The organism is Streptomyces sp. NPDC059861 (genome assembly GCF_042731435.1).
GTDB lineage: Bacteria > Actinomycetota > Actinomycetes > Streptomycetales > Streptomycetaceae > Streptomyces.
Window position 1 is genome coordinate 80,432 of sequence record NZ_JBHWJQ010000014.1, and the last position, 11,980, is coordinate 92,411.

At 71.0% G+C, this 11,980-nt stretch carries 8 protein-coding genes and 1 pseudogene; 3 read left to right on the forward strand and 6 right to left on the reverse strand.

Annotation, left to right across the window (positions count from 1 at the left end; all coding sequences use genetic code 11):
• Positions 1-189 precede the first annotated feature (189 nt).
• A complete protein-coding gene (locus ACFV6X_RS15170) occupies positions 190-4,797 on the forward strand; it encodes an FtsK/SpoIIIE domain-containing protein (protein ID WP_385382888.1) in 4,608 nt (1,535 codons plus the stop codon).
• Between the two features lie 74 nt (positions 4,798-4,871).
• On the opposite strand, the pseudogene ACFV6X_RS15175 reads toward ACFV6X_RS15170, so the two are convergent.
• Positions 4,872-5,080 (reverse strand): annotated as a pseudogene (locus ACFV6X_RS15175) (serine/threonine protein kinase); the annotation flags it as partial.
• Positions 5,081-5,112: 32 nt separating this feature from the next.
• On the reverse strand, positions 5,113-5,961 hold the full coding sequence (locus tag ACFV6X_RS15180; protein WP_385382891.1) for a menaquinone biosynthetic enzyme MqnA/MqnD family protein: 849 nt from the start codon (positions 5,959-5,961) through the stop codon (positions 5,113-5,115).
• Positions 5,962-6,256: 295 nt separating this feature from the next.
• Between ACFV6X_RS15180 and ACFV6X_RS15185 the strand changes: the two genes are divergently transcribed.
• Positions 6,257-6,460 carry a cold-shock protein gene (locus ACFV6X_RS15185; protein ID WP_189701348.1) on the forward strand — a complete coding sequence of 68 codons (204 nt, stop codon included), beginning with the start codon at positions 6,257-6,259 and terminating at the stop codon, positions 6,458-6,460.
• 207 nt (positions 6,461-6,667) lie between these two features.
• On the opposite strand, the gene erm is transcribed toward ACFV6X_RS15185, so the two are convergent.
• From erm to ACFV6X_RS15200, 3 genes are all read right to left on the reverse strand, one after another.
• Positions 6,668-7,444: a 23S ribosomal RNA methyltransferase Erm gene (gene erm / locus ACFV6X_RS15190; protein WP_385382894.1), complete on the reverse strand. Its 777-nt coding sequence runs from the start codon at positions 7,442-7,444 to the stop codon at positions 6,668-6,670.
• Between the two features lie 346 nt (positions 7,445-7,790).
• Positions 7,791-8,138, reverse strand: a complete 348-nt coding sequence (locus ACFV6X_RS15195; RefSeq protein ID WP_385382896.1) for a DoxX family protein — start codon at positions 8,136-8,138, stop codon at positions 7,791-7,793.
• Between the two features lie 87 nt (positions 8,139-8,225).
• On the reverse strand, positions 8,226-10,175 hold the full coding sequence (locus tag ACFV6X_RS15200; protein WP_385382899.1) for an AMP-dependent synthetase/ligase: 1,950 nt from the start codon (positions 10,173-10,175) through the stop codon (positions 8,226-8,228).
• Positions 10,176-10,441: 266 nt separating this feature from the next.
• Here ACFV6X_RS15200 and ACFV6X_RS15205 point away from each other — a divergent pair, with 266 nt between their 5' ends.
• On the forward strand, positions 10,442-11,290 hold the full coding sequence (locus tag ACFV6X_RS15205) for a MaoC family dehydratase (RefSeq protein WP_385382902.1): 849 nt from the start codon (positions 10,442-10,444) through the stop codon (positions 11,288-11,290).
• Between the two features lie 12 nt (positions 11,291-11,302).
• On the opposite strand, the gene ACFV6X_RS15210 is transcribed toward ACFV6X_RS15205, so the two are convergent.
• Complete coding sequence (locus tag ACFV6X_RS15210; RefSeq protein ID WP_385382905.1) at positions 11,303-11,947, reverse strand: TetR/AcrR family transcriptional regulator; 645 nt, start codon at positions 11,945-11,947, stop codon at positions 11,303-11,305.
• Positions 11,948-11,980: the final 33 nt, after the last annotated feature.

Sequence of the window (11,980 nt, forward strand, 5' to 3'; positions counted from 1 at the left end):
GCCGTCCGCCGTCGCATCCGCGTGAGCAAAGATCTTACGGGTGAGGCCTTTTGGATCCCAGGGGAGTTGTGGGAGCGGATCGTGAACTCGTGCACATCCCCATACGCGGGCGAAAGGCGAGACGGCTAAGGTCACTCCGTTGCTTGAAGCGTTCCGGGGGGCGGCCTCAGCCCAGCGAGGAGGACGAACGTGCGCCTGAGCCTGACCGTCGTCGATCCGATCGGCGGGACTTCCGCCAATGTCGTGCTCGATGCCGATCCGGAGTCGAGCGTCGGCGACATCACACGGGAGCTGGCGCGTCAGATCGGCCTGGGGGACGGCGCACAGGTCATCCCGATTGGCGGGCAGCGCGGCCCAGGGGGCGGCACGCCGCAGGCTTACGTCGACGGGTACGCCCTCGACCCGGCCGCCACTGTCGCCGGATCGCCGTTGCGCGAGGGTGCCGTTGTCAGCCTGCACGATCCGGCCGGATGCCTGATGGGCGAGCCGACCGGAGTCGTGGAGTTCCGTGTCGTCGGCGGGCCGGGGGCCGGTGCGGTGCACCGGCTGGGGGTCGGACGGTACGACATCGGCAGCGGGCCCACCTCTCAGATCCGCGTCGACGATCCCGAACTCATGCACCGTGCCGCGACGTTGTCCATCGCCATCGACGGCACCTGCCGCATCACCGTCCACGACCAGCACGACGGCAAGTCCGGGAAGCACGACGGCAAAAGCAAGAAGGACGGGTCGGAGGACGACTACGTCCGTCTGGACGGTGAGCCCTTCGACGGCGACTCCTGGCCCCTCGGCGCCCAACTCTCCGTAGGCAACAGTCTGCTGGAGATCGTCGCCTACGCGCCGCCCAACGCCGCCCTCAAGTGGTCCGAGGACGGCACCGGCCTCGACTACAACCGCCCCCCGCGCCTCCGCCCCGCCGAGCGCCAGACCCGATTCCGGCTGCCCTCGCCACCCGGCGATTTCGAAGCCCGCCCCCTGCCCTGGCTGATGGCGTTGTTTCCCCTGGTCGCCGCCGTCGTATCGGTGCTGATCTTCCAGCGCTGGTACTACCTGATCATGGCTGTGCTGAGCCCGATCATGCTCTTCGGCAACTACTTCATGGACAAGAAGCACGGCCGGAAGTCGCATGCCAAGCAGGTGAAGGAGTACAAGGAGACCAAGGAGCGGATCGAGAAGGACGCCCAGGACGCCTTGGTCGTCGAACGGTCCGACCGCCGGCACGCGATTCCCGACCCCGCCGCCGTCCTCACCTTCGGCACAGGCCCCCGCACCCGGCTGTGGGAGCGCCGCCGCACCGACGCCGACCACCTGCTGCTGCGGGTCGGCACGGGCCGCATCCCGTCCGAGGTGGTGCTCGACGACCCGGAGCAGGACGACCACAAGCGCGAGGTCACCTGGCACATCGAGGACGCCCCGGTCGCGCTGCCCTTGAAGGACCTCGGAGTCATCGGTCTGGCCGGTCCGGGCGACTCGGCGCGGGCACTGGGGCGGTGGTCTGTGGCACAGACGGCCGTGCTGCACAGCCCGATGGACGTGCAGTTCTACGTGCTGACCGAGAACGAGGCCCACCCCTGCTGGGACTGGGTCCGCTGGCTTCCGCACTCCCGGCCCTCCGGCGGCCAGGACGTCAACGTGCTGATCGGTACGGACTCCGAGACGGTCGGCGCCCGCGTCGGCGAACTGACCCAGCTGCTGGACGCCCGGCAGAAGGCCCTGAAGGAGGGTGGCGGTCGCGCCGACGGCGGCCCGGCGTTCTCCGACCCGGACATCGTCGTCGTCTGGGACGGCTCACGGCGGCTGCGGTCCATGCCGGGTGTCGTACGGCTGCTGCGCGAGGGCCCGGCCGTTGCCATCTACGCGCTCTGCCTGGACGAGGAGGAGCGCTTCCTGCCGGGCGAGTGCCAGGCCGTCGTCGTGGCCGAACCACGGCGGCGTGCCGAAGACGATGGCACGACGGCCCTGCAGGCCGCCGCCGCACCCGGCGGCTTCCCCTCATTCCACGCCTGGCACCTGACCGCCCAGCAGCCGGACGAAGACCAGGATCAGACGCCCGAGCTGCGACTGCGCGTCGAGCAGAGCGGTGCCCGGCGCATCAAGGACGTACGGCCGGACCTCGTCTCATCCGCCTGGTGCGTACGACTGTCGCGGTCGCTGTCCCCGGTGCGCGACATCAGCGGCGAGACGGAGGACTCGGCGCTGCCGGCCGCCAGCCGCCTGCTGGACGTCCTTCAGCTGGAGCCGCCGACGCCGGACGGGATCGGCGCACGGTGGCGGATGGGCGGCCAGTCGACGATGGCCGTGATCGGCGAGTCGTACGACGGCCCGTTCGGCATCGATCTGCGCAGGGACGGCCCGCACGGCCTGATCGCCGGTACCACCGGCTCCGGTAAGTCGGAGCTGCTCCAGACGATCGTGGCCGCACTGGCGGTGGCGAACACACCCGAGAACATGACCTTCGTGCTTGTCGACTACAAGGGCGGTTCGGCGTTCAAGGACTGCGTCAAGCTGCCGCACACCGTCGGTATGGTCACCGACCTCGACGCGCACCTCGTCGAGCGCGCCCTCGAATCACTGGGCGCGGAGTTGAAGCGGCGCGAGCACATCCTGGCCGCTGCCGACGCCAAGGACATCGAGGACTACCAGGACCTGGTGCGCCGGGAACCCTCGCACGCGTCTGTACCCCGGCTGCTCATCGTCATCGACGAGTTCGCGTCGATGGTCCGCGACCTGCCGGACTTCGTCACGGGCTTGGTGAACATCGCCCAGCGAGGCCGTTCCCTGGGTATCCACCTGCTGCTGGCCACCCAGCGCCCCAGCGGTGTCGTCTCGCCCGAGATCCGGGCGAACACCAACCTGCGGATCGCGTTGCGCGTGACCGACGCGGGCGAGTCGAGCGACGTGATCGACGCGCCGGACGCCGGACACATCTCCAAGAGCACACCGGGCCGGGCCTACGTACGGCTCGGACACGCATCGCTGGTCCCGTTCCAGTCCGGACGGGTCGGTGGACGCCGGCCGGGCGCGGCTGATCCGGCGGCGCTCGCGCCGTGGGCGGGTGAGCTGGCCTGGCAGGACCTCGGGCGGGCCGCGCTGCGCAAGCCCAAGACGGAGGCCCGTGAGGAGGAGGAGATCACGGACCTCAAGGTGCTGGTCGACGCGGTACGCGAGGCAAACACGAGGCTCGGGATCCCGGCGCAGCACTCCCCGTGGCTGCCCGCACTCGAGGAGAGCCTGCTCCTGGACGACATCCCCGACGTCCGTTCCCAGGGCGCACTGCCCGCGGCCGCGTACGGCGTCGAGGACCTGCCCGCCGACCAGGCCCGTCGACCGGTTGCCGTGGACTTCGCCACCTTCGGGCACCTGCTCGTGGGCGGCGCCCCGCGCACCGGACGTTCGCAGCTGCTGCGCACCATCGCCGGCTCCCTGGCTCGTACGAATTCCTGCGCCGACGTCCACCTGTATGGCATCGACTGCGGCAACGGGGCCCTCAACGCGCTGTCCCGGCTGCCGCACTGCGGCGCGGTCGTCGGGCGCAACCAGACCGAGCGGGTCGTCCGTCTGTTCACCCGGCTGTCCGGTGAAGTCACGCGCCGTCAGGACCTGTTGGCCGAGAGGAGCTTCGCCGACATCGGCGAGCAGCGCGCGGCGGCAGCCTCCGAGGACGAGCGTCTGCCGCACATCGTGCTGCTGCTGGATCGCTGGGAGGGCTGGCTGCCCACGCTCGGCGAGTACGACCACGGCACTCTCACCGACCAGCTGATGACGATGATGCGCGAGGGCGCGAGCATCGGAATCCACGTGATCATCACTGGTGACCGGCAGGTGCTCGCGGGCCGGATCTCCTCGCTCACGGAGGACAAGTACGGCCTGCGGCTCGCCGACCGGGGTGACTTCTCGATGCTGGACATCAACTCCCGCAAGGTACCGGAGGAGATCCCACCGGGCCGTGCCTTCCGGAACGAGACGGCGACGGAGACGCACTTCGCACTGCTCTCCGAGGACACGTCCGGTCAGGGACAGGCCGCGGCGCTGGTCGCGATCGGTGACGCGGCCACCGCCCGGGACGCGGACGTGCCGCGCTCCCGCCGCCCCTTCCGGGTCGACGTTCTGCCCAACCGCATCTCCTTCGCCGACGCCTACGAGATGCGCGACCGGGAGACGAGCGCTTCCCCGCTGTGGGCGCTGGTGGGTGTCGGCGGTGACGAACTCACCGCGTTCGGTCCGGACCTGGCGCAGGGCGTGCCGGCGTTCGTGATCGGCGGTCCGGCAAAGTCGGGTCGCAGTACGGTGCTGCTCAACTTCGCCCGCTCCTACCTCGCCCAGGGCGTACGTCTGGTGATCGCGGCTCCCCGCCCCTCGCCGCTGCGGGAACTGGAGGGGCAGGAGGGTGTGTTGCAGGTCTTCACCGGCCGGGACATCGACGAGGACGAGCTGGACGAGGTCATCAAGCCGGCGACGCCGGAACAACCGATCGTCGTGCTCGTCGACGACGCCGAGGTCCTGGACGACTGCGACGCGGAGGACGTCTTCAAGCGCATCCTCCAGAGCGGCACCGAGGACGGCCTCGCGTTCGTCATCGCCGGTGACGAGGAGGAGATCTGCGACGGGTTCTCAGGCTGGCAGGTCGACGCGAAGAAGGCCCGCCGGGGCGTGCTGCTGTCGCCGCAGGAGACGTCTTCCGGGGAGCTGATCGGCATCCGCACCACGCGCAGCATGGTCGGCGGCCCCATCGCCCCGGGCAAGGGCATGCTGCACCTGGGAGGCGGGGAGCACAGCACGGTCACGACGCCGATGTGAGGGCGCGGCGCCCGCCACGGCGCGCGCGAGGACCAGCCCGGGGGTGAAGGCGTCCGCTCCCACTGCGCCTCATCTGCCCGGGAGTCGGCCAGGCCCGCCACTCCCGGCGCTCGTCCCGAACACGCGGGCGGACCGCCGTCCCCGACCGCCGCGGCGAGCGACGGCCCAGCGGCGTACGCGGTGGCCACCCACGGCACCGGCGCCTGCGGATCGGCGTCCACCACCGGCGCGGTCCACGCGCCGCCAACCCGCCGCGCGGCTCCACCTCACGCCGGAAGCCGGCACCGCACCCGGTCCACCCTCCACCCTTCGCCCTCAGGGCCCCAGCAGCTCCACCCTCACATCCGCCGGAAACCCGGTCGTCGGTCCGATCCGGCGGGCGAACTCCGCCACGGCCGCCAGCTGGGAGTCGCCGAGTCTGAAGTCGAGGGTGGTGAAGTACTGCTCCAGGACCCGCTCGTCGAAGGCCTCCCAGCGGGCCGCCTGCTCGGCGACCTTGGTGACCTCCTCCAGGGAGAGGTTGCGGGAGGCCAGGAAGGCCTCGTGCACCTGGCGGGTGATGAGGGGCTCGCGCTCCAGGTAGTCACGGCGGGCCGCCCAGACGGCGAAGACGAACGGCAGCCCTGTCCACTCCTTCCACAGCGCGCCGAGGTCGTGCACGGTGAGGCCGTACTTCGGCCCGTCGAGCAGGTTCGCCCGCAGGGCCGCGTCGCCGATGAGGACGGCCGCCTCGGCCTCCTGCATCATCAGGCTGAGGTCGGGCGGGCAGGTGTAGTAGTCGGGCTGCACGCCGAAACGGTCCGCCAGCAGCAGCTGGGCGAGGCGTACGGAGGTGCGCGAGGTGGAGCCCAGGGCCACCCGGCGGCCGTCCAGCTGGTCCAGCGGGACCTGGGAGACGATCACACAGGACATCACCGGTCCGTCGCAGCCGACGGCGATGTCCGGGAAGGCGACGAGATCGTCGGCGTTCTTGAGGAACTCCACGAGGGTGATCGGCCCGATGTCGAGATCGCCCCGCACCAACTGCTCGCTGAGCTTCTCCGGGGTGTCCTTCGTCAGCTCGAAGTCCAGCAGTGTTCCCGTTCTGGCGAGCCCCCAGTAGAGGGGCAGGCAGTTCAGGAACTGGATGTGACCGACGCGCGGCCGCGTGCGAGAAATGTCCACATCGAGAGGCTAGACCCAGTGGGGTAGGGTGCAGCCTTCTGGGGTCCCCCTCTTGACGTCAACGTCGACAAGACGTTCAAACATCCGGGTGACGTGATCTTGGCCCCTATTGCTTTCGGCTGCCCGCGTGCTAGGCTCGCCGCAAGTTGCAGTTTGGTTTCCCTTGCAGTACAGAGCCTGCGGAGCATGTGACCGCGGGCTCTCGACGTTCTCGGACATATGCAGTTGTGCAGAACTCAATCTTCACACTTGCTGGTTCTGGAGCAGGGCAACCCTTTGGGCCCAAGGAGGGCTTATGGCTACCGGAACCGTGAAGTGGTTCAACGCCGAAAAGGGCTTTGGTTTCATCGCCCAGGAAGGCGGCGGCCCCGACGTCTTCGTCCACTACTCCGCGATCAACGCGACCGGCTTCCGGTCCCTTGAGGAGAACCAGCACGTGACCTTCGACGTGACCCAGGGCCCGAAGGGCCCGCAGGCGGAGAACGTCACCCCGGTCTGATCCTCTGATCCAGGATCGAGTGCAATACCCAAGGAGCCCCGCGCCATCCGGCGACGGGGCTCCTGCCTTTCCCCCCACATCTCGCTCTTTACGCAAAGATGAATTCTCCGGGAATTCCGAGAGGAACTCCGCAGAAAAGCCCGAGCGGGAACGCCTGAGGAGAAACGCCCGAGGAGAAACGCCTGAGCAGGCCCTCGTGGCGCCGGATCACAGCGGGCGTGACGTCAGGCGGTACAGCTGTGTCCACTCCTCCGCGGTGAGGTGCTTGGGCAGGGCGTTCGCGGGGAGGCGCTGATGGCGTAGCCAGCGCTGGGCCTCGGGGCGGGACGCGCGGGGCAGCGACGCGGCGACGATCGCCGGAAGACCTCGGCCAGGGGCCGTGAAGACACGCTGCACGAACGCCTGGTAGGGCTTCAGGTCCGCGGACGCGAGCAGCGGCCGCTCCCTGCGCGACATGGTCAGCACTCCCCCGTCGACACCCGGCCGGGGCCGGAACGCCGTCGCCGGGACCCGGCCGGCCAGGCCGAACGCGAACCACGGCCACCACTGGGCCGTCATCATCGTCGCGCCGCCCACGCCCGCCCGCCGGCGTGCCACCTCCCACTGCACCAACAGGACCGCCTCGGTCCAGCCGGGGGCGTGCAGGATGCGGCGGAGCATGCCGGTGGTCTGGTGGAAGGGCAGGTTGCCGACCAGGACGTACGGCGCGGTGGGCAGCCTGAACCGCAGGAAGTCCGCGTGGACGATCGACGTGGGGGGCTGCACCCGGCGGGCCAGCCGGGCGGCCCGCCGGGCGTCGATCTCGACGCCGGTCAGGGAGCGGCCCAGGCGTTGCAGGGGCAGGGTGAGGGCGCCGTCGCCCGTGCCGATCTCGATGATCGGGCCTTCGGTGCCGGCGACCAGCCGGACCAGGGTGTCGATGGTGGTGGGGTCGATCAGAAAGTTCTGGCCCAGCTCATGGCGGCCGGGATGTGGGGTGCGCAACAGGATCTCCGCGGCTTCGGGGTGAGGCCGGGCAGCACGAAGTGACACCGCCCGGCGCTGACTCGCTGAGGCGGCGGTTTCTTCCGAGGGGTGATCACGGAGGTGCGCGAGGCGCGGCCTCCGGCCGAAAGTCCGCCGGCTAGTCGCGCCCGCGGTCGATCACTGCGATGCCGATCCCGATGCCGATGCCACACATGCGGGTCACGCTACAAGCCCCCACCCGCCCGGCGGCAAATGGATTTCGTGCTCGCCTTCACGGTCACCGCCACCGGCATCACGCGGCTCGAGGTCATCGCGGACCGCGACCGCCTGGACGGGACGGAGATCGCGGTCCTGTACGCCTGACTCAGGCGGTCGCCGCCGGTACCAGCGACCCGATCGCCGGGGCGGCGTACAGCAGCGGGAACGGCGCGTGCGAGAACCACCGCGCCCGGGCGACGGTGACGACGGCCCCGGTGAAGTGGAGGACGAGCCCGGTCCCGGCCAGCAGGCCGATCACCGGGACCACGAGACCGGCGAGCAGGCCGGCCGTCCCGGCCGCCTTGGCGGCGCCCGGCCAGGGCCACCAGCCGCGCGGCACGCCGTAGTCGGCCGGCGGCTTCACGACCCACTCGGCCCGCAGGAACACGGACGCGGCGGCGAACCCCGTCATCACGGCACCCAGCACGGTGACGACGACATACGCAGTGGACATCTCGGCACTCCCGTCGGCTCACGAACCCGTCGTCGCGCTGACACGCGGCGCGCCGCGCAGGTGACCGGAAGGCGGAAGGGACCTGGGTCACTCGCCGTAGAGGGCCTCCACCTCGCCTGCGAAGTCCCTCAGGATCGCCTCCCGGCGGAGCTTCATCGAGGGGGTCAGATGGCCGGCCCACTCCGTGAAGTCGGTCGGCAGGACGGTGAAGCGGCGGATGGACTCGGGGCGCGAGACGAGCCTGTTGGCCTCGTCGACCGCGCGTTGCAGGACCGTCCGCAGGTCCTCGTCGTCGACGAGGAGTTCGGGCGGCACCGGGTGCTTGCCGTTCATCTGCCGCCAGTGGGTGATGCCGTCGATGTCGAGGGTGATCAGCGCGGTGATGTAGGGGCGGCGGTCGCCGAGGACGAGGCAGTGGGAGATGAGGGGGTGCGAGCGGAGCCAGTTCTCCAGCGGCGCCGGGGCCATGTTCTTGCCGCCCGCGGTGATCAGGATCTCCTTCTTGCGGCCGGTGATGACGAGGTAGCCGTCGTCGTCCAGCCGGCCGATGTCGCCCGTCGGGAACCAGCCGTCCGGCGACGCCGGGACCACTCCGCCCGCGTGCGCGTCCCAGTAGCCGCGGAAGACCTGGCCGCCGGCGAGCAGGATCTCGCCGTCCGCCGCGATCCGCACCCGGGTGCCGGGCAGCGGCCAGCCGACCGTGCCGAGCCGGGGTTTGAGCGGCGGTGTCACGGTCGCCGCACCGGTCGTCTCGGACAACCCGTAGCCCTCGTACACGTCGATGCCCGCGCCCGCGTAGAACGCGGTCAGGTCGCGGCCCAGCGGGGAGCCACCGCAGACGACGTAACGGATTCTGCCGCCGAGGGCGTTGCGGATCCGGCGGTAGACCAGCGGGTCGTAGAAGGCGCGGGACGCCTTCAGGGAGGCGCCGGGGCCGGAGCCGGAGCCGCTCGCCCGGGCCACCGCGGCCTCGCCGTAGCGGCGCGCGATCTTCGCCGCGCGGTCGAACGCCGCTGCCCTGCCGCCGCGTTCGGCGGTGGCGCGGGCGCTGTTGTAGACCTTCTCCAGCATGTACGGGATGGCCAGCAGGAAGGTCGGCCGGAAGGCCGCCAGGTCGGCCAGCAGGTCCTCCGCCTTCAGGCTGGGGGCGTGCCCCAGCCGCACCCTGGCGCGCACGCAGGCCACGGCCACCATCCGGCCGAACACATGGGAGAGCGGCAGGAAGAGGAGCGTGGACGCCTCCTCGTTCGTGCGCGCCTTGAAGACCGGGTAGAGGAGCTCGATCGCGTTGTCGACCTCCGCCAGGAAGTTGCTGTGGGTCAGGGCGCAGCCCTTGGGGCGGCCGGTGGTGCCCGAGGTGTAGGCGAGGGTCGCCAGGGTGTCCGGGCCCAGCATCCCGCGGCGTACGTCGACTTCCGTGTCCGGCACCGGCTGCCCCAGCTCCGCGAGCCGGTCCACGTGGCCCTTCTCGATGACCCACAGGTGCCGCAGGTCGGGCAGGTGCGGGAGTTCGGGCCCGAGCGCGGCCGCCTGGCCGGCCGTCTCGGTCGCCAGCGCGACCGCGCCGGAGTCCTGGAGGATCCAGCGGGTCTGGAAGACGGACGAGGTCGGGTAGACGGGGACGCTCACCAGCCCGGCCGCCCAGGCCGCGAAGTCGAGGAGCGTCCATTCGTACGACGTCTGCGCCATGATCGCGATACGGTCGCCCGGCACCAGGCCCTCGGCGATCATGCCCTTCGCCACGGCGAGTACCTGCGCGGCGAACTCCGCCGCCGTCACGTCCGTCCAACTCCCGTCGTCGCCGCGGCGGCTGAGGACGGGGCGGTCCGGCGCCACGGCCGCGTTCTCGAACGGCAGGTCGGCCAGCGAGCCGTGGGACACCGGCGGCACCAGGGACGGTACGGCCACCTCCCGCACCTCGCCGTCCAGCCGCCGTATCTCGGGCTCGACGAGGACCGGCCCGCCGTCCGGGTCGTATTCGAGCGACGACCCCGACGTCTGATGCGGTACGGGCGAGGAAGAGTACGAGATGGGCATGGCAGCTCCTGGGGCCTGCAGCGCGGTACGGCTCCGCTGCATGAGGTACGCGCGGCGCGTACGGAGGCGTTCACCGGCGGGGCGTGCTGGCGGCGTTCCCGGCGGTCAGGTGGCAGATGGTACGGCTCCCACGTGGGGAGGTTGTGCGGGTTCGAAGATGTTCCGGCGCCGGGGATGTGGAGTACCGGAGGCCTTGCGGCGCTTGAACTTACCTCCGGTAACCTTACTGAGGAGTAAAGCAGGGTGGAGGGGGCGAGGAAACCGGTATGACCATGTCTGACCACCTCCCTCTGGTGACCGGCGCCCTCCGCTCCCCCTTCAAACGCCCGCGCCCCGACGCCGACTTCCCCCGCACCCGGCTGGTCCGGCCCGGTGTCCGCGTCGACCTGGACCGGCTCGCCGCGTACGAGCGGGTCTGCGGCTTCCCCACCGGCGAGGACGCGCTCCCCCTCACCTATCCGCACGTCCTGGCCTTCCCACTGGCCATGCGGCTGATGGGCGGCCGGGGCTTTCCGCTGCCGCTGCTCGGCCTGGTACACACCTCGATCGACGTCACCCGCCACACGTCCCTCCCGGTCGACGGCACGTACGAACTCGCCGTGCACATCGCGGGCCTGGCCCCGCACCGCCGCGGAACGCAGGCGACGGTGGTCATCGAGGCCCGCGCCGCCGGAAAGCTGGTCTGGGATTCCCGAAGCACGTATCTGGCACGGCATCGCACGGTCGGCACCGGGGCACGCGAAGACCGGACGGCGTCCGCGCCCCAGGGCGGCCGGCCGTTGCCCGGAGGGGCGGAATGGCGGTTCGGCGCCGACGTCGGGCGGCGCTATGCCGCCGTCTCCGGCGACCGCAACCCCATCCACCTGCACCCGCTCACCGCCCGCCTGTTCGGCTTCCCGCGCCCGATCGCGCACGGCATGTGGACGGTGGCCCGGTGCCTCGCCGCGCACGGCGCACCGGAAGCGGTGCAGGTGCGGGCGGAGTTCCGGGCACCGGTGCCGCTGCCGGGGACGGTGGAGTACGTCGCGGAGGGCGGGCGCTTCGAACTGCGCCGGGGTGACCGGCTGCACCTCACCGGGGCCGTCCAGCCCTTCGTCCCGGCCGACGGACACTGACGTACGACCGCCTCAGTCCCCCGGCGGAGCCCAGCGCCGCCCCGCCAGGAGTTCGCCGAGTCCCGACCAGGCGAAGTTCATCAGGGTGGTGGTCGCCTGTCGGGCCGTCATGTGCGGGGTGGTGTTGGCCCAGTCGGCGAGTGACTCGGCGGCGCCGACCAGGGCCTGGGCGAGCCCGGCGAACTCGGACTCGGGCAGCCGGGGGTCCTGGTGGGCGTCGCGGGCGGCCTCGGCGATCAGCTGGGTGACGAAGGCGACGATGTCCGCGCGCATCGCCGTCACCTCGGCGGCGAACGCTTCCCCGTGTGTGCGGGCCTGGAGGTGCAGCACGGACCAGCCGTCGGGATGCCGGGCGGTGTGGGTGAAGAACGCCAGCAGCCCGTCCCAGAGCCGGCGGTCGGCCGGCACCTCGCGCCGTACGCCGGCCCGGACGGCGTCGAAGAGCGCCTGCGCCTCACGGCGGATGCAGGCCGTGAAGAGGTCGTCCTTGGAGTTGAGGTAGAGGTACACCAACGGCTTGGACACGCCCGCCAGTTCGGCGATGTCGTCCATCGACGCCGCGATGTACCCCCGTTGCCCGAAGATCTGCACGGCGGCGTCCAGCATCTGCTGCTCACGGACCGCACGCGGCATCCGCTTGGTCTTCACGGCACCCATGCGGCTTAGCGTACGGTCCGCGCGGCAGGCGTC

What these genes read in the sequence shown, in the direction of transcription:
- ACFV6X_RS15195 (WP_385382896.1), bottom strand. Translation starts at nt 8,138, where the DNA reads ATGTCCACTGCGTATGTCGTCGTCACCGTGCTGGGTGCCGTGATGACG.
- ACFV6X_RS15185 (WP_189701348.1), top strand. Translation starts at nt 6,257, where the DNA reads ATGGCTACCGGAACCGTGAAGTGGTTCAACGCCGAAAAGGGCTTTGGT.
- ACFV6X_RS15205 (WP_385382902.1), top strand. Translation starts at nt 10,442, where the DNA reads ATGACCATGTCTGACCACCTCCCTCTGGTGACCGGCGCCCTCCGCTCC.
- ACFV6X_RS15200 (WP_385382899.1), bottom strand. Translation starts at nt 10,175, where the DNA reads ATGCCCATCTCGTACTCTTCCTCGCCCGTACCGCATCAGACGTCGGGG.
- ACFV6X_RS15210 (WP_385382905.1), bottom strand. Translation starts at nt 11,947, where the DNA reads ATGGGTGCCGTGAAGACCAAGCGGATGCCGCGTGCGGTCCGTGAGCAG.